17 protein-coding genes are annotated in these 19,540 nt (G+C 34.9%); 11 read left to right on the forward strand and 6 right to left on the reverse strand.

Annotation, left to right across the window (positions count from 1 at the left end):
- Window positions 1-13 precede the first annotated feature (13 nt).
- The 7 genes from FAF07_RS01530 (at window position 14) to FAF07_RS01560 (ending at window position 9,475) form a co-directional block, all read left to right on the forward strand.
- On the forward strand, window positions 14-1,846 hold the full coding sequence (locus FAF07_RS01530; RefSeq protein ID WP_142783441.1) for an OstA-like protein: 1,833 nt from the start codon (window positions 14-16) through the stop codon (window positions 1,844-1,846).
- A complete protein-coding gene (locus tag FAF07_RS01535; RefSeq protein WP_142783442.1) occupies window positions 1,846-3,030 on the forward strand; it encodes an aspartate aminotransferase family protein in 1,185 nt (394 codons plus the stop codon). Before FAF07_RS01530 ends, FAF07_RS01535 begins: the two co-directional genes overlap by 1 nt.
- Before the next feature lie 154 nt (window positions 3,031-3,184).
- The gene (locus FAF07_RS01540) at window positions 3,185-4,573 is read left to right on the forward strand and encodes a tetratricopeptide repeat protein (protein WP_142783443.1); all 1,389 of its coding nucleotides are present in this window, start codon (window positions 3,185-3,187) and stop codon (window positions 4,571-4,573) included.
- Window positions 4,574-4,625: 52 nt separating this feature from the next.
- Window positions 4,626-5,546: a DUF368 domain-containing protein gene (locus FAF07_RS01545; RefSeq protein WP_142783444.1), complete on the forward strand. Its 921-nt coding sequence runs from the start codon at window positions 4,626-4,628 to the stop codon at window positions 5,544-5,546.
- Complete coding sequence (locus tag FAF07_RS01550) at window positions 5,546-6,559, forward strand: DUF368 domain-containing protein (protein ID WP_142783445.1); 1,014 nt, start codon at window positions 5,546-5,548, stop codon at window positions 6,557-6,559. The genes FAF07_RS01545 and FAF07_RS01550 overlap by 1 nt, the downstream gene beginning before the upstream one ends.
- On the forward strand, window positions 6,556-7,296 hold the full coding sequence (locus FAF07_RS01555; RefSeq protein ID WP_142783446.1) for a shikimate dehydrogenase family protein: 741 nt from the start codon (window positions 6,556-6,558) through the stop codon (window positions 7,294-7,296). The genes FAF07_RS01550 and FAF07_RS01555 overlap by 4 nt, the downstream gene beginning before the upstream one ends.
- A gap of 106 nt (window positions 7,297-7,402) precedes the next feature.
- Entirely contained in the window at window positions 7,403-9,475 is a 2,073-nt protein-coding gene (locus FAF07_RS01560) for a DUF349 domain-containing protein (RefSeq protein WP_142783447.1), read from the forward strand.
- Between the two features lie 14 nt (window positions 9,476-9,489).
- Here FAF07_RS01560 and FAF07_RS01565 read toward each other — a convergent pair whose 3' ends face one another.
- From FAF07_RS01565 to FAF07_RS01580, 4 genes are all read right to left on the reverse strand, one after another.
- Window positions 9,490-10,050: a TlpA family protein disulfide reductase gene (locus tag FAF07_RS01565; RefSeq protein ID WP_142783448.1), complete on the reverse strand. Its 561-nt coding sequence runs from the start codon at window positions 10,048-10,050 to the stop codon at window positions 9,490-9,492.
- Window positions 10,051-10,130: 80 nt separating this feature from the next.
- Entirely contained in the window at window positions 10,131-11,033 is a 903-nt protein-coding gene (locus FAF07_RS01570) for a TIGR01777 family oxidoreductase (RefSeq protein WP_142783449.1), read from the reverse strand.
- An 83-nt stretch (window positions 11,034-11,116) separates the two neighbouring features.
- Window positions 11,117-11,809 (reverse strand): tRNA (5-methylaminomethyl-2-thiouridine)(34)-methyltransferase MnmD, encoded by a 693-nt coding sequence (mnmD, locus tag FAF07_RS01575; protein WP_142783450.1) that lies wholly within the window; start codon window positions 11,807-11,809, stop codon window positions 11,117-11,119.
- A gap of 2 nt (window positions 11,810-11,811) precedes the next feature.
- Window positions 11,812-12,315, reverse strand: a complete 504-nt coding sequence (locus FAF07_RS01580; RefSeq protein WP_142783451.1) for a DUF4920 domain-containing protein — start codon at window positions 12,313-12,315, stop codon at window positions 11,812-11,814.
- Between the two features lie 92 nt (window positions 12,316-12,407).
- Here FAF07_RS01580 and FAF07_RS01585 point away from each other — a divergent pair, with 92 nt between their 5' ends.
- Window positions 12,408-13,472, forward strand: coding sequence for a branched-chain amino acid aminotransferase (locus FAF07_RS01585; protein ID WP_185956497.1), 1,065 nt, complete (start codon window positions 12,408-12,410; stop codon window positions 13,470-13,472).
- 45 nt (window positions 13,473-13,517) lie between these two features.
- On the opposite strand, the gene FAF07_RS01590 is transcribed toward FAF07_RS01585, so the two are convergent.
- The gene (locus FAF07_RS01590; RefSeq protein WP_142783452.1) at window positions 13,518-13,904 is read right to left on the reverse strand and encodes a pyrophosphohydrolase domain-containing protein; all 387 of its coding nucleotides are present in this window, start codon (window positions 13,902-13,904) and stop codon (window positions 13,518-13,520) included.
- A 364-nt stretch (window positions 13,905-14,268) separates the two neighbouring features.
- Between FAF07_RS01590 and FAF07_RS01600 the strand changes: the two genes are divergently transcribed.
- Window positions 14,269-15,351, forward strand: coding sequence for a hypothetical protein (locus FAF07_RS01600; RefSeq protein WP_142783454.1), 1,083 nt, complete (start codon window positions 14,269-14,271; stop codon window positions 15,349-15,351).
- Window positions 15,352-15,666: 315 nt separating this feature from the next.
- Here the strand turns inward: FAF07_RS01600 and FAF07_RS01605 are convergent, their stop codons facing one another.
- Complete coding sequence (locus FAF07_RS01605) at window positions 15,667-17,706, reverse strand: dipeptidyl-peptidase 3 family protein (RefSeq protein ID WP_142783455.1); 2,040 nt, start codon at window positions 17,704-17,706, stop codon at window positions 15,667-15,669.
- Window positions 17,707-18,049: 343 nt separating this feature from the next.
- On the opposite strand from FAF07_RS01605, the gene FAF07_RS01610 reads away from it, so the two are divergent.
- Both FAF07_RS01610 and crcB read left to right on the forward strand, forming a co-directional pair.
- A complete protein-coding gene (locus tag FAF07_RS01610; protein WP_142783456.1) occupies window positions 18,050-19,069 on the forward strand; it encodes an SRPBCC family protein in 1,020 nt (339 codons plus the stop codon).
- 93 nt (window positions 19,070-19,162) lie between these two features.
- Window positions 19,163-19,528, forward strand: coding sequence for a fluoride efflux transporter CrcB (crcB, locus tag FAF07_RS01615; protein WP_142783457.1), 366 nt, complete (start codon window positions 19,163-19,165; stop codon window positions 19,526-19,528).
- The last annotated feature ends 12 nt before the right edge of the window (window positions 19,529-19,540 follow it).

The following is a 19,540-nucleotide window of genomic DNA, read 5'->3' on the forward strand; positions in this document are numbered from 1 at the left end:
AACATTTTTTATTTTGAACAAAAACGTATTTCTGTTTTCTATATGTTTTATAGGACTCCTTTCTATATCTAGCTTATTTGCACAAGGGAAAAAGAAAATCCAAATCCCCTATTCTGGATTTTTAACTTTTGATGAAGAAAATTATCCGGGAGCAAAAATATTGACTCGTGATGATTCTCAACAAGTTCATATAGCACATGAAAATATTAATGTATGGTGCGATCGCGCCATTCATTACAGTCAGGAAAACTTCATTGAAGCCTTTGGTAATGTGAAAATGGTGCAAGGCGACACCATAAATATGACCTCTAAATATGTAGAGTACAGTGGTAAAACACAACTTGCTTTTGCCAGTGGCGATGTGGTATTAACAGATCCCAATTCAATAATTACATCAGACACCTTGTATTATGATCGTATGAAACAGCAGGCGTTTTATAATTCGGGTGGCACCGTGGTAAAAGATTCCTCGGGAACTATTACAAGTAGAATTGGCAGGTACTATATGGATCAAAAAAAATACCAATTTGTAAATGATGTTGTTTTAGTGAATAAAGACGCCACCATCCTATCTAATTTTTTTGATTTCTATTCAAATTCCGGTCATGCCTATTTGTATGGCCCTTCAACCATTACAACCTCTGAAAGTGTCACGTATTGTGAAAAAGGGTTTTATGACACTGAAACCAAAACGGGTTACGCTGTTAAAAATTCCAAAATTAATTACGACAACAGAATTATAGAAGGCGATAGTCTGTATTTTGATAATAACCGCAGTTTTGCATCAGCAACCAATAATATTACGGTTACTGATACCATCAATAAAAGTATTATAAAAGGCCATTATGCCGAGGTTTTTAAGGAGAAAGATTCCGTATTTATAACCAAGCGTGCCTTAGCCATAACCATTCAGGAAAATGATTCGGTTTATGTTCATGCAGATAAAATTATGGTGACCGGTAAACCCGAAAATCGTATTGTAAGGGCTTATTATAATGCTAAGATTTACAAATCAGATTTAAGCGGTAAAGCCGATTCCATCCATACCAATCAAAAAACCGGTTTAACACAGTTAATTAATTTAGGACGACTGTCTTCGGGTGATAATTTCTCAATCGCGCGAAAACCTATTTTATGGAATTTTGACAATCAAATGACAGGCGATACCATTCATCTTATTTCTAATCCGAAAACAGAAAAACTGGATTCACTCTTGGTTTTTAATAGTGCTTTCATCATTAGCAAAGACACCATTAGCGAAAATGGATATAATCAAATTTATGGGCAGCGTCTCGTGGGTACCTTCAATGAAGAAAATGCGTTGAGACAAGTAGATATTACAAAGAATGCCGAGTCTATCTTTTATGCACGCAATGACTTGCAGGAGCTCATTGGCATAGATAAGGCAAAATCAGGAAGTATCTCCATCCTATTTGCCGATGGTGATATTGAAGAGTATAGCAGATTTAATCAAATAGATGGAAATACCTATCCCGAATCTGAATTCCCCGAAAGAGAACGACAGTTAAGAGGCTTCGACTGGCGAGATAATGAGCGACCGAATAGTGTTGAAGATTTGTTTAAAGATGATCCACCTCTAGAATTACCAAAAATACAAGGCATCGAAGATTATGTTCCGCAGGAGAATTTCTTCGACGAGGAGTTGATGGCCCGTATCGAGAAAGCCGATGATGAAGCAAAAGATAAAACAGACACTAAACCTAAGGCTTCCAGAAACATTCCCGATCCGGCAACACAATTAAAACAAGATTCATTAAGCCCTAAAAAGGTTATCCCGAAAAAGAAACTTTTAAGACCTAAAAAAGTTAAAAAAGCGCTTGAATAATGCAATCAGATTTCTTTAAATATCAGGCGCAAACGACCCCGCATCCGCTTGCCATGGAAATTTCCCATGCCAAAGGATCTTATATTTACGATACCAATAATAAAGCGTATCTAGATTTTGTGGCTGGCGTATCAGCATGTACGTTGGGTCATAATCATCCAAAAGTGGTCAATGCCATAAAAGCCCAAGTCGATCAATATTTACACGTTATGGTGTATGGTGAGTATATCCAAAAACCTGCCGTAGAACTCACCAAATTATTAGCCACACATTTGCCAGATAGTTTACAGACCACCTATTTAACCAATTCTGGGACTGAAGCTATAGAAGGTGCTCTAAAATTGGCAAAACGAGCCACTGGCAGAAGTGAAATAATTTCCGCACATAAAGCCTATCATGGTAGCACTGCTGGCGCTTTAAGTGTGATGGGATTTGAAACTCGAAAACAAGCCTTCAGGCCCTTAATTCCTGACGTTCGTTTTATTAATTTTAATGCTGAAGCCGATTTAGAACACATCACAGAAAAAACAGCCTGTGTGATTTTAGAAACTATTCAAGGTGGCGCTGGCTTTATAACGCCTCATGAGGATTATCTTGAAAAGGTAAGATTACGATGCACAGAAGTTGGAGCACTTTTAATTTTAGACGAAATCCAATCAGGAATCGGTCGCACTGGTAAATTGTTCGGCTTTGAGCATTACCATTGTGTTCCAGATATATTGGTTATGGGCAAAGGTTTGGGAGGCGGTATGCCCATAGGCGCCTTTACAGCATCCAAGTCATTAATGGATTTACTTCAAGACCATCCTAAATTAGGTCATATTACTACTTTTGGTGGTCATCCCTTAATAGCCGCTTCGGCATTAGCAACATTAAAGGAAGTCATTGAAAGTAATACAATGACAGATACAAAAGAAAAGGAAGCGATATTTCGCAGACAATTAGTGCACCCTTTAATTCAAGAAATACGAGGAAAAGGTCTCATGTTAGCCTTAATTTTACCCTCTGAAACGCTTACTAATGCCCTGATTTTAAAATGTCAAGATGCTGGATTAATATTATTTTGGTTACTTTTTGAACCGAAAGCCGCACGAATCACACCGCCTTTAACCATTTCTAAAGCGGAAATTATAAAAGGATGTGATATAATTATCGATATTTTAAATGAACTCAACCACGAATAAATAACCTAAACCCCTATAAATCAAATTATAAGGACAACCATTTAATAAAATTGCTCTTACTGTTCATTACTTTGTTAAAAACATTTAGCGTTTCAGCAACAAAAACACAAATAGTACCTTAAATTTATTGAGGTACAACACTTACACCCTGCTTATGGAGTTTAGTCATAACGACAACAACAACTTACCACTTACAAAATTTGAATCGATGTTAAAAACAAACCATGTGTTGTTTTTCGATTCAGAAGAATTTGAAAACATTATTCACCATTACCTCAACCAAGGTAAAATTGCCTTAGCTAAAAAAGCTATTAAAATGGGTATGGACCAACATCCTACATCTATTAATTTAAGACTTTTTAGAGTTGAAGTTTATGTGTTTGAAGATAAGTTAATTGAAGCTGAAAACTTGCTCAATGACCTCTATGTTATAGATCCTTTGAATGAAGAAATTTATATTCAGAAAGCTAATATTCTTTCTAAAAAGGATGAGCATCAAAAAGCTATAGATGTCCTAAAGAAAGCTTTAGATATGACAGATGATGTGGTGGATTTGTATTCTTTAATTGGCATGGAATATTTGTTTTTAGATAATTTCAAGGAGGCCAAAGTTTATTTCATGAAGTGCTTAGAAGTAGATTTAGAAGATTACTCGGCGCTATATAACATTATTTATTGTTTCGATTTTTTAAAAGAGCACCAAGAAGCCATTGCATATTTAAACATATTTTTAGATAAAAATCCGTATAGTGAAGTGGCGTGGCATCAACTGGGCAAACAGTTCATGTCCTTAAAAAAGTACAAAAAAGCGCTGGCAGCATTCGATTTTGCCATAATTTCAGACGATACATTTGTAGGTGCTTATTTGGAGCGAGGTAAAGTATTTGAAAAATTAAAGCGTTATGAAGAAGCCATTGAAAATTACACCATAACCTTAACTTTAGATGACCCTACAACTTTTGCTTTATTAAGAATAGGTGCGTGTTATGAAAAACTAAACAATGACGAGCTCACATTACATTACTATGAAAAAGCGGTAAATGAAGACCCTATAATGGATAAAGGCTGGATAGCCATTACAAAATTTTATATTCGTAAAAAAAATTACCAAAAAGCCTTATATCAAATCAATAAAGCGATTAATATCGATACTGAGAACGTTGTATATTGGAAGCTCTATTCGCAAATAAACCAACGTCTAAATTTTTATGAAGAGGCAGAGCGTGGTTTTAAAAAAACCTTAGAACTCGGTAATTACGAATTAAATACCTGGTTGTCCCGTGGTGATTTACTCATCAAGCTTGGAGAACCAGAGGCTGCTATATATAATTTTGAACAGGCCGTAGAATTTTACCCAGACTATGCGGAATTAGAATATAGATTAGCAGGACTTTATTTTACCTTGAATGAGAATGATAAAGGCGCCTTTCATTTAAAAAATGGTTTACGCTGTAACGAAGACTATACCTTTATTATAGACGAACTTTTCCCGGAAGTTCTCAATAAAGTCATGGTAAAAAATCTACTAAGAACAAATCTTTAAGGAAACGTCTTTTTAAAATGTTACCTTTGATTTTTCGATTTAAAATCAAAATATGCAAAGACGTTTTAAAGACTATTTGGTTATTTCCTTTAAGGGATTAGCTATGGGAGCTGCAGATGCAGTTCCAGGAGTTTCAGGTGGTACGATCGCCTTTATTTCAGGTATTTATGAAGAGCTAATTTCTACCATTAGCAACGTGGACATTTCACTTTTTAAAACACTTTTAAAAGACGGTTTCAAAGCCTTTTGGAAACAACTAAATGGCAACTTTCTTTTTGCGCTTTTAACGGGCATCATCGTCAGTTTTGTCTCTTTTATGAGGCTGGCTAAATATTTATTAGAATATCATCCACTACTCATTTGGTCTTTCTTTTTTGGACTGATTATAGCGAGTATTTATTTTGTTGGAAAACAAATTAAAAAATGGACTATCACTACGGTCATCTTCTTAATTATTGGAGCTGCAATTGCCTTCTATATTTCAACACTTCCTGTACTTTCTACTAATAGCAGTCCGTTCTTTTTATTCTTTGCAGGGGCCATCGCCATTTGTGCCATGATTTTACCAGGTATTTCGGGTTCTTTCATTTTAATTATTTTAGGGGCCTATAAGGCTTTAAGCGATGCGCTACATGATTTTGACATCCAGAAACTACTCATATTTATTGGAGGCGCTATTATTGGTTTGCTCAGTTTTAGTAGAATTTTAAAATGGCTATTTAAAAACTATCACGACCTTACACTTGCCTTATTAACTGGTTTTATTTTTGGTTCGCTTAACAAAGTTTGGCCCTGGAAAAAAACCCTCACATGGCACATCAATTCAGAAGGGATTAAAAGACCAATATTACAGGAAAGCGTTTCTCCATTTACATTCGAAGGAGAAAATCAAATCGTTTTTGCCCTTATATTAATGCTACTGGGATTTTTAACTATTTTTATGCTTGAAAAGCTAGGCTCCGAAAATCAATAATGCAAAACACTAGAACGCTTACCGATAAAATTTTTCTGATTCTTAAAGGATTGGGCATGGGAGCTGCAAATAAAGTACCTGGTGTTTCTGGTGGCGTTGTAGCCTTTGTAGCTGGTTTCTATGAAGAATTTATTTATTCGCTGCAAAAATTTAATGGGAAAGCATTCAAACTTTTTATTAATGGCCGTTTCAAGAGTTTCTATACCTACGTAAACGGCCGATTTTTAAGTTTACTGTTTTTAGGAATGATTATAAGCTATTTTAGTGTTTCTAAAGTTTTAGACTATCTCATCCGTCACTATGAGCTGTATGTTTGGAGTGTGTTCTTTGGAATGATTATTGGATCCATTTATTATATCCATAAAGATTTTAAAGAGTGGAACTATAAAACTATTATAGCTATGACTTTAGGTATTATACTTGGTCTCAGTATTAGTTTTCTTAGTCCCGCAACCGAAAATGACAACCTTTGGTTTGTCTTTTTTTGCGGCATGATCAGTGTTTCTGGAATGACGCTTCCTGGTTTCTCTGGGTCCTTTATCTTGATCCTCCTTGGTAATTATGTGCTTTTATTAGTGGATTCGGTCAATGCTTTATATGATACGATTTTTGATGTTTTTGAGGGTAATTTTACTTTTTTCATGGATGTTGAACGTATGCGTTTGCTTAAAGTGTTAGCTGTTTTTACTTTGGGCTCTATTGCAGGACTAGTCACCTTTTCACACCTTTTAAGCTACATTTTAAAAAGACACAAGAACGTCACGCTTTCTGCTATCATCGGTTTTATTATTGGCTCTTTAGGCGTGGTTTGGCCATGGAAAGAGACCATTTATAAAATAAATAGCGATGGGGGTTATTTATATGATTCTGCAGGAGAACGCATTATTAAGAACTACGAACGTTTTATGCCTCAGTTACATACCGAAACTTATTATGCCGTTGCCCTTATTATTTTAGGAATTGGCATTGTTTTAGCACTTGAATGGTATCGTCAAAAAACTAGAAAAGTATGAGAAATTTAGGATTATTGGGCAAGCAGATTTCGTATTCCTTTTCAAGAACATATTTCAAGCAAAAATTTGAAGATGAACAAATAACCGATGTTTCCTATGAAAATTTTGATATTGAAAATATCTCCATGTTTCCTGAGGTTATAAAAAACACCCCTTCGTTAAAAGGGCTAAATGTCACCATTCCTTATAAAGAAGCTGTTATACCCTATTTGGATAAAATTGACAAAAAAGCACGAAAAATTGGTGCAGTAAACACCATAAAAATATCAAAAAAAGGCAAACTTAAGGGCTATAATACAGATTGCTATGGTTTCACCAAATCTATTGAACCCCTATTAAAACCCAGTCATAAAGAAGCCTTGATTTTAGGTACTGGCGGTGCCAGTAAAGCGGTTGCCTACAGTTTAGAACAATTGGGCATTCCTTATAAATATGTATCTCGATCATTAGGCAATACCGATCGTTATACCTACCACACGCTCACAGATTCCATTATTGCCAACGCTCAAATTATTATTAATTGCACGCCATTGGGAACTTTTCCCAATATTAATGAGTGTCCAGATATTCCTTATAAGGCTATCACTGCAAACCATATTCTTTTTGATTTAATTTATAATCCGCAAGAAACCACCTTTTTAAGACTAGGTAAAGCACAAGGTGCGATAACCTGCAATGGTTTAAAAATGCTCAAACTGCAAGCAGAAAAAGCTTGGGCAATCTGGAATTTGCAATAATTTCCCCATTTGAGTTATTAAAAGCCTTTCTTACCTTTTGTAAATACTAGACTTGTTAGTATCTTTAAAGTCTTAAGTACTTTTACGAACCTAAACATTTTTTAAAATGTCTGAAATAAATAAGCCGCAAGAAGAAGAATTTAAAGCTATAGATGAACCAGCTTTGGAATCATTATCTAATGATGAAAAAACGGCATCTTCAGATAGTTCTGAAAATAAAGGGGAATCCATATCTAATGAGAGTGAAGAGAAAGTTATTGAAGATGCGCCTAAAGATGTCGAAAATGAGCAAGTGGTTGATTCTGAAAATAAAGTAGTTGAAGAAGAAAAAGAAGCGGATGCAGATTCAAAAGAGCCCGTAGCCATTGGAAAAGACGAAGCGCATGATGAAGTCATTAATGAAATAGACGATTCCAACGCGGAAGACGCAGAAGATGCTGGCAATAGGGACAGGCATGCTATTCCGGATCAGGACTATGATAAAATGTCTTTGGAAGCCCTCGCTATAGAATTGGAAAAATTGCTTAAAAACGAAAAGGTTCAGGCTATTAAAAAGCAGGTTGATGCCATCAATAGTGAGTTTAAAACAAAATTCCAAGCACTTTTAGATGAGAAGAAAGAAGCGTTTTTAAGTGATGGTGGTAATGCGATTGACTTCTACTATTCATCTCCTGTACAAAAACGATTCAAGGACGCATACAAATCCTATCGAGCAAAGCTAAACGAGCATTACAAGGGTTTAGAGCAAAATTTGAAGCAAAATTTAAGTGATAAACTAGAGATTATCGAGGAATTAAAAGGGCTTATCAATGTTGAAGAAAACATAAATACCACCTACCGGCACTTTAAAGAACTCCAGGAACGCTGGCGCAATACCGGTCCAATTCCTAGAGACAAATACAATAATGCTTGGAACAGTTACCACCATCACGTGGAAATGTTTTATGACTTTTTACACCTTAATAGAGATTTAAGAGATCTCGACTTTAAGCATAATTTAGAGAAAAAGATAAAAATTATTGAACGTGCCGAAGAATTGGCAGAAGATGATAATGTCATGCGTGCCTTTAGGGAATTGCAAGAGCTTCATAAAATGTGGAAAGAAGAATTAGGACCCGTTGGAAAAGAACACCGCGAAGTGATCTGGCAGCGTTTTAAAGCAGCTACTAAGATTATCAATGATAAAAGACAGGTTCATTACCAAAAACAAGATAAAGTATATGAAAAAAATCTTGAAGAGAAGCTTTTAATTATTGACGGTATAAACGAAATAAACGCTCAAGAAATAAAAACACATAGTGCCTGGCAAAAAAGAATTAAAGATATTGAAGCCTTAAGGAATGCTTTTTTTAATGCCGGTAAAGTTCCCATAAAAGTCAATGAAGATACCTGGGCTAAATTTAAAGGTGCTGTTCGGGTTTTTAACAGGCAGAAAAATGCTTTCTATAAAGGGCTTAAAAAAAATCAATACGATAATCTTAACAAAAAGCTAGAGTTAATCAAAATAGCTGAAGATAATAAAGATAGTGACGATTTTGAAGTGACTACACCGCTTATGAAGAAAATTCAAAGCGATTGGAAAAAAATTGGCCATGTACCAAGAAAGGATAGCGACAAAATTTGGAAACAATTTAAAGCAGCCTGTAATCATTACTTTGATAAATTACACGCGAAAAAGAATGCTGCTAGTCAGGAACAATTGGATGCCTATAACAAAAAGAATGAACTTCTGGAGACCTTAAATAACTTTGAACCATCAGGTAAAAAAGAAGCCGATATTGATACCGTTAAGGCAACTATTGGTGAATGGAAACAAATTGGCCGTGTACCACACGATAAACGATACATTGAGAGTAAATTCCATAAGACCATCGATACACTTTTAACCCAATTAAAGTTAGAGAAGAATGAGGTCGAAATGATTAAGTTTGAAAGCAAACTGGATACTATGAATACCGAAGCAGATACCAAACATTTAGACAATGAAAGGTTTTTTATTCGGAAAAAAATCGATGAAGTTAAAGGTCAAATTAATCAGTTGGAAAACAACCTCCAGTTTTTTACCAATGTAAAAGATGATAATCCACTGGTAAAAGAAGTACATAACAATATTAAGACACACAAAGACGCTCTAAAGCTTTGGAAAAGTAAACTATCAAAAATCAAGGAATTATACTAAGTCTTTGATTTTTATTATTTAATAAGGGCATCAATTGTGGCCCTAACGGATTTACTGTTCCAATTAGCTGCCCCACTTTTATCTATAATAATTCGCCCACTTTGATCCATTAAAAAAGTCCTCGGAATACTGTTTACATCAAAGGTGTTTGGGTATTCAGAAAATGGTATATACGTTTCAAATGTATAGCCCTTTTTCAACATAAATTGTTGAGTCACCTCAAAGGTTTCATTGGATACAAAAACAAATTCGATTTGACTACTATAATCATCATAAAGGGCTTGCATACTTGGCATTTCGGCAATACAGGGCGGACACCATGTCGCCCAAAAATTGATTAAAACCACTTTTCCTTTTGTTTCTGAAAAATTAAAGGTTTTACCATTGCTGTCTTTGAGAGTCCAATCGTAATCTGTTATCAATCGCTGTTCCTTTTCTTCAATAGTAGATGGACTTAGCAAAGCTAAACCTTTATGAATAAAAACCTGTATGGGCTTGCGCGTTTGTGGTATGAGTAATAACCCTATGATCACAAAAAATATGATGTTACTTAGTTTAATGTTTTTCTTCTTCATAATATATTAAATAAATACTCCCTGATAGTCGGATTTGAATTAAGGAGCTAACAGCTACATTGGATATCTATTAGATTCAACTATAATAAATCCTTCAAAGCACTTTTCAATTGGTAAAATTTAAAATAGTAGCCTTGTTCTTCTATCTTTTTTGAACTCACCCGCTGACTTTCAAATAACAACACATGCATCTCCCCTAAAATAAGTTTCATAAAAATCTTTGGAATATTAGGCAAAATCAAAGGCTTATTTAATGTATTTGCTATGGATTGCGTTAACTCCTTATTGGTGACCGGGTTTGGTGCTACCCCATTATAAACACCATCCAATCTATGCTGTACCACATAAACGAAAATACACGATAAATCTTCTATATGAATCCACGATTGCCATTGCTGCCCACTACCAAAAGCAGCACCAACACCAAACTTTATAGGTTTTACCATTTGAGGAAGTGCTCCGCCATTATTTGATAATACCAAGCCTATTCTAACTTTAGATACCAAAATCCCTAGCTCCGAAAATCCACCAACAACAGTTTCCCAAGCCGTGACCACCTCCGCAAGAAAAGAATCTCCATTGCCATTATAATTCTCATCGTAAAAATTAATAAGTGAATCTGGATATAACCCAATTGCACTTGCAGAAACCACCTGTTTTACATTATGGTCGATAGATTTTAAAGACTTAACCAATAAATTTGTGGAATCAATTCTACTCGATAGAATCTCTTTTTTATATTCTGGCGTCCATCGTTTGGAAACGGTAGCACCAGCTAGATGAATAATGGCATCAACGCCACTAAAACACTGTTCATCTATGTCGTTGTTATTCGGACTCCAATAAAAAGCCTGATACTTTTCTGAAATCTCGATTTTTGATTTACTCGTGGTTAAATAATTAACCGCGATATCCAATTCATGGCATCTTTTTACTATCTCTTGACCAATGATTCCCGTAGCGCCCGTTATTAAAATTTTCATTTTCAATTTTTGATTAAAGTTACAAAAGGCACTTCCCTTAAACTAAGATTTTAAATAAGGTTTAACATTAGAAAATATATTTTTCAAGGTTTTGACGCTCTCAACATTTCACGCTTCCCTGGAGGACCTTCAAGTCGTTCTACTTTAAAGCCTACACTTTGCATTGCTCTTCGTACGCTACCTTTTGCAGAATAGGTGACTAGCATACCGCCAGGTTTTAAAGCCTTAAACATGTTCTTAAAAATAGCTTCTGTCCATAATTCAGGCTGAACGCGCGCTCCAAATGCATCAAAATAGATAACATTATATAGTGCAACATCTTTAATTTCTGAAAAGAATTTTTGCTGTTTAATCAATGAAAACTTTGGTGTGACCATATATGATTCATCCCAAGGGGATTTATGTATTTTTTTAAAAAGCGTTCTATTGTCTTCAGCATTTAACTCCTTAGCATAGTTTAATTGCTCGATTTCTTCCATTGAAACGGGATAACCTTCTACGCCAACATAATTGATATTCAAATTAAATTTCTCGCTTTCCAGTAGTGTGATATAAGCATTTAAAGCCGTACCAAAACCAATTTCCAAAATCGAAATTTCAGAACTCTTGGTTTTCTCCTTTTCATTTTCGCCAATACAAAAATGATGCAAGCCATGTTTTATAAATACATGATATGCTTCTTGTATAGCGCCATGTTTGGAGTGGTATTGCTCATTCCATTCTGGTAGGTGAATCGTTGAAGAGCCATCACCTGTTATTACAATTTTCCGAATCAAAATTATTGTTTTATTAAAACCCCATCAGCTTCAAATGAATAGGTTTTTTTGGGCAAGGTTATAGCTGCTATTTCTTCAGAACCCTTACCGGCATCTTCGGCATAATGACGCTGTTCATCAACCGAAACTTCTTTAACATATGCTTTTCCGTTAATTATAATGTCTTTTCCAGCGATATCCTTAGGAACAAAAAAACCGTAATCCTTAAACTTAACCATCACCTCATCACCTTCTTCTAAATCTAAAGTCATCCAACAGCCTTTTGCTTGACAAACCTCTTTAACTTTAGCCCGTATTTTAGAATTGATGCTGTCTCCTACAGCCATGGTTTTATAATGTGTAGCCATGGATGCGGCTTCAATAGCATCATCTGGAATAATCTCATTTCCATAAGCTTGATATTCTACTTTGGCAACTTCAATTTCCGTTGGTGTCTCGTCTTTCGTTTTGTCCTTACAAGCATTTAATAATAGAAAACAGGTTAAAACTACTAAAACATTTTTCATTTTATAAGAATTTTAATTTTATAGAATTTGTGTAAATATACCCTTTTTTAAAGACGTTTTTGTGTAAATTTGTAGCACAAAACTACAAACCTATGAATTCTATAATCAATGATATAGAAGTTATTAAATCGGAAACCACTAAAATTAACACGGTTGATTTTAGTAATTTAAAGTTCGGAAAAACGTTTTCTGATCACATGTTAGAGTGTGATTATAAAGATGGTAAATGGCAAGCACCAAAAGTGGTTCCATATGCAGGGATTACTCTACAACCATCTGCCAAGATTTTCCATTACGGACAGTCTGTTTTTGAAGGAATGAAAGCTTATAAGGATGTTGATGGACAGGTGTGGTTATTTAGACCCTTAGAAAATTTTAAGCGATTAAATATTTCATCAAAACGCCTGGCGATTCCAGAATTGCCAGAGTCTTATTTTATGGAAGGTTTAAAAGCACTTTTAGAAGTGGATAAAGATTGGATTCCCAAAAGTGAAGGCAGTTCGCTTTATATTAGACCTTATATATTTGCTACAGGTGAAGGTTTTCACGCCTCCCCTGCCGATGCCTATAAATTTTTAATTTGTACAGCACCCTCTGGATCCTATTTTTCTGGAAAAGTGAAGGTTTTAATTGAAGAAAAATATTCGCGTTCGGCCAATGGTGGTGTTGGTTTTGCAAAAGCTGGAGGAAATTATGCAGGACAATTTTACCCAACACAATTAGCCATTGACAAAGGCTATCAGCAAGTTATTTGGACAGACGATAATACGCACGAGTATATAGAAGAAGCCGGTGCGATGAACATTTTTATTAGAATTAACGATACCTTAATTACTGCACCAACCAGTGACAGGATTTTAGATGGTATCACGCGTAAAAGTATTATTGATCTTGCAAAATCTGAAAACATCCCTGTTGAAGTTAGAAAAATATCAGTTCACGAGGTGGTTGAAGCTGCTAAAAATGGTACCTTAAAAGAAATGTTTGGTGCTGGAACAGCCGCTGTGATCTCTCCTATTTCTGGTTTCGGATATAAAGATGAAGATTTTGATTTACCAGAATTAGAAGATACGTATGCTGATCATTTGAAAAAACGCATTACGGATATTCAAACCAATAAAACGGAAGATCCCTTTGGATGGCGTTATAAAATTTAAACAAAGTTGAAATATAAATAAAAAAAGAGCCGGTTGGCTCTTTTTTTATTGGTCTAAAATGGATTGGATGTTAGGCTTAAAGTAATTTGGTCCTTTTAAAACCTTACCGTCTTCTCTATAAATGGGACGCCCATCTTCGCCTAACTTACTCATATTACTGCGGTGTATTTCTTCAAATACTTCTTCAATTTTATATTGCATACCGTGTTCTATAATAGTGCCGCATAAAATATATAACATATCGCCAAGTGCATCAGCAACCTCAACCAAATTATTGTTATTTGCTGCATCTAAATATTCCTCGTTTTCCTCACGCATCAACTTATAACGCAACATATTTTTAGCTAAGCCTAAATCTGCTTTTGGCGTTTCTCTATGCCCTATTTTAAATGCGGTATGAAATAATTTTACGGCTTCAATTTTATTTTTCATCTACTTCTAATTCATTAAATTTGCATAAAAATAACCATATGTTCAGTAACGGTCAAATCATTTTTGGAGTTTTATTCGCTATCGTCTTCGCCATTGTGATTGGATATGCCTATAGAAAGGATTTAAAACTTCATAAACGCTTTTACTCGGGTAGTATATGGGTTCTCATGGCTTTTATTGCTTTCATATTATTTATTTCGGCTATCAAGTTTTTCTTTAAATAATAGATATCCATGAGTTTCACTAATGAAACTTTACCACTTTTTTTAAGATCTAAAATAAAAAGCTAAATAATTCGAAGCTTTTACTTACATTAGTATGCGTAAATTAGTATTAAACAATTTATATACAAATCAACTTACTTATGAAAATTTTTAAAATTACTTTTTTGATGACTGTTCTTGCATGTTTAACCCTCTCATGTAGCAAAAGCGATGATAGCTCATCAAACGTCGATGAGAATTTAGCTGAACAACAAAATGAAACTGAGAACAGAACTATTCCAACTGCTGAATTGCAAAGTGGTATTCGAATTAAAGATGCAATTTCTAAAACAGGGACGCCGCCATCTCCTAGTGGAAATTTAGATTTTCAAATAAGCACAGATAAACAAGAGGCTTTCCAAGAAGCTGGATTCGATATTAAGTTTTCTACTCTCGATAATATTCAAGGGGTTTATATTTTATTTCAAGATTCAGATGGCAACAAACTAGAAAACTATTTAGACGTTCCCTTATCTGCTCTACAAACTGGAAAATTTGTTCGTACAAAGGAAAAGAAGTCCAATAAACATTATAAATCATCAAAACAACAAAAAACATTAACAGGTGATGATTACACCATTGATGTTGACTTTGACAATATTGCACCAGGTAATTTTTGTTATGAAATTTGCCTTTATGATGGAAATAACAACATTAGCGCTATCCAAACTATCTGTGTAGAGGTAGAAGCTTGGGGAGGAAACTCCGAAATTAGTGGAGAATGGGTTTTTGATAGATCCGCTGATGGTGATGATGAATCAGATTACGAAGTTACATGTCAAAATGGAGGAACTGTAACGGTTACCTACAATGATGATGAAACCTGGACATTAGTACTAAACGCTGATGGAAGTTACTATGAAACATACAAAGGTTTTTATGAAGAGTTAGATTATGAAGCAACAGCATCTACCTGTACAGTTGTTACCAATAAAGTAGACGTTGACGATAAATACACCGGAAACTGGGCATACAATGAAGATAAAGAAACATTAACTATAATTGATTTTAAATACGAGAATTTCCTTGATGCTTCAGAGAATGAAACTTATGCAGATGGTGAAGTTTATTTTGATGGCAATAACACAACAGCAAAAATTATATCTAGTGAATTGGTTATTGTTGACACTTACTTTGACGGCATCGAGACTTATACAGAGACTCTTATTTTCAAAATAAAATAATCTACATTTTACTACTCATTTTAAAAAATCCCCGCATGGGGATTTTTTTTGAGTTCATCTTAATTAAAAATTTTCCCTCTTCAACTTAGGAAAGACACGTTTTCAATTGTTTCATAATAAAATGTTAATTTTTAACGCAACCTTTTAATAACAACTGCATCTAATAGACAACGAACCAAAATAAACAATGAAAATCATTCTAATCATTTCAGTGCTAATACTCATCAATTTGATTTTATTAGCATTCAGCACAAATAAGAAAACAGAATCTTAGTATTTAAGGTTCTGTTTTCTTATTAAATGGAAACTATTGTTTTAATTTACTTCGGGTAAGAAGTTATAGTGTTTACTATAATCTAACATCTGTCCTACAAATGTCTCCGGCTGAGTCACTTTTACTGCAGTAATTTCTCCCTCATCATCTGTCTCAGCTACCAATACAGGATTTACAAAACCACTATAAGGCGCAGATGTAAATTGCTTATTACGTTCTAAAACCTCAGCATGAACTGCCTGATCTACTTTTACACCATACCCCTCAACCAAAGCTTCAACAGCAGCATAATCACCTTCAGATTTAATACGTTGCGTTTCACGTAATAAGTCCCCAAAAAGGGCGTGTAACTTTTCATAATCGGTAATATTGAAATAGGTTTTGCCATCACGGGTTACTTTTTCAATAACATTATCGGCCTTTCCTTTTTCAAATGCCCAAGCAGAAACCCATTGGCGATTGCGCATATGCGCTTCCTCAACATCATCTCCTAGATTCAAACGAATTAACTGAGTCATCAAACCATTACGGATGTAGCCATCATACGCTGCCTGCCCTACCTTTTTCCAATCCTCCACCAGACCTAGCTCTTGCAATTTCGGATTGTATAAATAGTAAAGCCCTACCAAATCGGCACGTCCCTCTTCTAATGTAGATGCGTAATTTCTCAACGTTTCCTTGGTCTCACCGACATCTGGATTTAGTTGTCCGGAGGCATGACCTATAACTTCATGTAAAGCGGTGTGTAACTTATCAGCTAGTTGACCATGTTCTTCTTCCAACTTCAATTCCTCGTCATCATGTACAAACTCTTTTAATCTGCCTGTACTTCCTGCATTATTATAAGCATGGATAATATTCCCTAACGACACGGATTTGCTTCCCACCGCAGCGCGAATCCAATTGGCATTTGGCAAATTAACTCCAATTGGCGTACTTGGTGAAGCGTCCCCAGCTTCTCCAGCAACGTTTACTACCTTGTACGTTACCCCAACAACGTTCTTCTTTTTATGTGCGTCCATCAAAGGCGAACTATCTTCAAACCATTGGGCATTTTCAGATAAAACAGCCATTTTTTTAGACATATCAAAATCCTTCACCTGTACGATAGTTTCGTAAGACCCTCTATACCCTAATGGATCGTTATACACTTCTATAAAGCTGTTTATGTAATCTATATTGCCATCTGTGGCTGCTGTCCATGCCACGTTGTAATCATCCCAAGTTTGCAAATCACCCGTTTTGTAATAATCGATTAATAAACCCAAAGCCTTCGCTTGCGATTCATTTTCAGCAACACCTTCTGCTAATGCTAACCATTTTATAATTTCATCTATAGCAGCACCATAAAGTCCTCCAGATCTATAGACACGTTCTTTTAATGTGCCGTTTTCTTTGATTAACTGCGAATTCAAACCAAATGATAGCGGCTTATCTGGATTGGGAGATTGCTTTCCTTTGTAAAAACGTTCCACATCCTTATTTGTAACATTAGATCCGTAAAAGTTTACTGCCGAAAGTGCTACATTATCAACACCTTTTCCTTGGTTCACTTTTTTAGAGTCTTTAGCGTTGAAAATAACGTCGAAGGCTTCACCTTCTAAAGAGGTATTCGTAGCTGTTAATAATTCTTTAAGATAATCTGACGAAAATTCAGGCTTTAATTTATCATTTGAATAATGATGATGAATACCGTTACTAAACCAAACCCGTTTTAAATAGACTTCAAAAGCCTTCCAGTCTTCTGAATTTTTATCGCCTTGGTAATTGGAATAGATATTCTCAAGCGCTTTTCTTATGGTAAGATTATGCCTGTAGTTCTGGTCCCACATAATATCACGTCCTGCCAATCCGGCCTGCGTTAAATAATAAACCAGTTTTTGTTCTTTTAAAGTTAAATTTTCCCAACCAGGGATTTGATATCTTAATATTTTAATATCGGAAAATTGCTCGACATTATAATCAAATGCCTCGGATTGCTCAACCGTTGCTAATTCTGGTTTCGCTTCAGACATTTTATTGTTACAGGATGTAAAACCCAAGGCTATTACTGCCAATCCAAAAATAAATCTTAGTTTCATGAAATTGCTATTTTAAATTATTCTTAAAAAAATATGATTAATGTGATTTAAATTATTATAAAGATTTTATTAGAAGATAATCAATGAACTCATCTTGACTTTTTGTTTTTAACCGAAAACGAGATAAAATTTGTACAGATGAGATACTTTTTGAAAGGCATAGCATCGCTACGAATAAAAAAAGTAACGAAATATGAGCGAATTTTAGCCGTTTTTTAGGAAACAGAAAAAGTCAAGATGTGTTCAATATTAAATCCTTAATTTTCTAGTAACAAATGTAACAATTTATTAATGAGAATTGAAAAATGTTTATCTTTGATTAACCATTTTTTAAACAACCAACATGAAGCTTTTTAAATACATTTTATTCTTACTATTAATCGCTATAATAGGAACAGCCATTTACATTGCGGTGCAACCCAATGATTTTAGAGTGAGTAGAACGCGAACAATAAAAGCTCCTGCTGCTGTTGTTTATAATAAGGTGATTGATTTTAAGACCTGGGAATCTTGGTCGTCTTGGATTGAAGACAACCCCGATATCAAGATAACATTAGATGAAAAAACAAGTGGTGTAGGTGGGTCATATTCTTGGATTGATGGTAATAGCACTGGTACTATGAAAACCGTTAGCGCCAATCCTCACACTTCCATAACACAAGTTATGAAATTTGACGACATGCCAGCATCAGATGTGGTTTGGGAATTTGAACCCAATAAAGATCGCACTACAGATGTTACCTGCACGATGAGTGGTAACGATTTACCTTTTATGTTTAAAGCTTTTACAGCCTTTTCTGGTGGAATGGAAGCCGAAGTTGGTCCGCATTATGAACGCAACTTAGAAAAACTGGAAGATATAGTTGTAAAAGACATGCAACAGTACAGCGTGACGGTAAACGGACTCACCAATCACAGTGGTGGCTACTACTTATACAACACCACGTCCTGTAAGATAAATGAGCTTGAAACTAAAATGCAAGAGATGTTACCTCAGGTCACGAAATATGCCATGGATAATAATATTACTATGGCTGGCGCTCCTTTTGTAAATTATCTAAAATGGGATGACACTAATAATGCAGTCATCTTTTCGAGCTGTGTGCCCACTACAGAAAAAGTGATTACCACAGATAGCAATATATTAACAGGTCAACTGCTCCCATTTAAAGCCATTAAAACCACTTTAAAAGGCGATTATAGTAATTTAAAGGAAGCCTGGGACAAAGCCATGGCTTACATTCCTGCAAATGGCTTTGAATTTGCAGATAATGGCCCCATGCTGGAAATATATGGTACCAACCCGAAAGAGACACCAAACCCTGCAAATTGGATTACAGAAATCTACATTGCTGTTAAATAAAACATGAAACATCCATAACTAAAACTTGATACCCAAGTGAAATGACTAAATGGATGTCGCATGTGACCAATAAAAAACAATACATATAAACACATGAAAAATATTTTATTGGTTTTTTTTGGTGGTGGTTTTGGAAGCATTTTACGCTATATTATTGGCAAATATCTTAATAATTCTCAAACAGGTATCCCTTATGGTACCTTTGCCGCTAATATTCTAGGAAGTCTATTGATAGGTATTATTTTAGGTATGGCTGCTAAGAATAATGCACTCACCCAAAATCATACCTTACTACTTGCAACTGGTTTCTGCGGTGGTTTTACCACGTTTTCAGCTTTTGCTTATGAAAATCATGTGTTTTTAAAATCAGGGGATTTTACAAGTTTTGCATTATATACTATTGCTAGCTTCATCATTGGATTTCTAGCCGTTTTTTTTGGAATGTATTTAGTAAAATAAAAATGCGTTTTT

The sequence above is a fragment of the Changchengzhania lutea genome, from assembly GCF_006974145.1.
Classification (GTDB): Bacteria; Bacteroidota; Bacteroidia; order Flavobacteriales; family Flavobacteriaceae; genus Changchengzhania; species Changchengzhania lutea.

What these genes read in the sequence shown, in the direction of transcription:
- FAF07_RS01535 (WP_142783442.1), top strand. Translation starts at nt 1,846, where the DNA reads ATGCAATCAGATTTCTTTAAATATCAGGCGCAAACGACCCCGCATCCG.
- FAF07_RS01540 (WP_142783443.1), top strand. Translation starts at nt 3,185, where the DNA reads ATGGAGTTTAGTCATAACGACAACAACAACTTACCACTTACAAAATTT.
- FAF07_RS01545 (WP_142783444.1), top strand. Translation starts at nt 4,626, where the DNA reads ATGCAAAGACGTTTTAAAGACTATTTGGTTATTTCCTTTAAGGGATTA.
- FAF07_RS01550 (WP_142783445.1), top strand. Translation starts at nt 5,546, where the DNA reads ATGCAAAACACTAGAACGCTTACCGATAAAATTTTTCTGATTCTTAAA.
- FAF07_RS01555 (WP_142783446.1), top strand. Translation starts at nt 6,556, where the DNA reads ATGAGAAATTTAGGATTATTGGGCAAGCAGATTTCGTATTCCTTTTCA.
- FAF07_RS01560 (WP_142783447.1), top strand. Translation starts at nt 7,403, where the DNA reads ATGTCTGAAATAAATAAGCCGCAAGAAGAAGAATTTAAAGCTATAGAT.
- FAF07_RS01565 (WP_142783448.1), bottom strand. Translation starts at nt 10,050, where the DNA reads ATGAAGAAGAAAAACATTAAACTAAGTAACATCATATTTTTTGTGATC.
- FAF07_RS01570 (WP_142783449.1), bottom strand. Translation starts at nt 11,033, where the DNA reads ATGAAAATTTTAATAACGGGCGCTACGGGAATCATTGGTCAAGAGATA.
- FAF07_RS01580 (WP_142783451.1), bottom strand. Translation starts at nt 12,315, where the DNA reads ATGAAAAATGTTTTAGTAGTTTTAACCTGTTTTCTATTATTAAATGCT.
- FAF07_RS01585 (WP_185956497.1), top strand. Translation starts at nt 12,408, where the DNA reads ATGAATTCTATAATCAATGATATAGAAGTTATTAAATCGGAAACCACT.
- FAF07_RS01590 (WP_142783452.1), bottom strand. Translation starts at nt 13,904, where the DNA reads ATGAAAAATAAAATTGAAGCCGTAAAATTATTTCATACCGCATTTAAA.
- FAF07_RS01600 (WP_142783454.1), top strand. Translation starts at nt 14,269, where the DNA reads ATGAAAATTTTTAAAATTACTTTTTTGATGACTGTTCTTGCATGTTTA.
- FAF07_RS01605 (WP_142783455.1), bottom strand. Translation starts at nt 17,706, where the DNA reads ATGAAACTAAGATTTATTTTTGGATTGGCAGTAATAGCCTTGGGTTTT.
- FAF07_RS01610 (WP_142783456.1), top strand. Translation starts at nt 18,050, where the DNA reads ATGAAGCTTTTTAAATACATTTTATTCTTACTATTAATCGCTATAATA.
- crcB (WP_142783457.1), top strand. Translation starts at nt 19,163, where the DNA reads ATGAAAAATATTTTATTGGTTTTTTTTGGTGGTGGTTTTGGAAGCATT.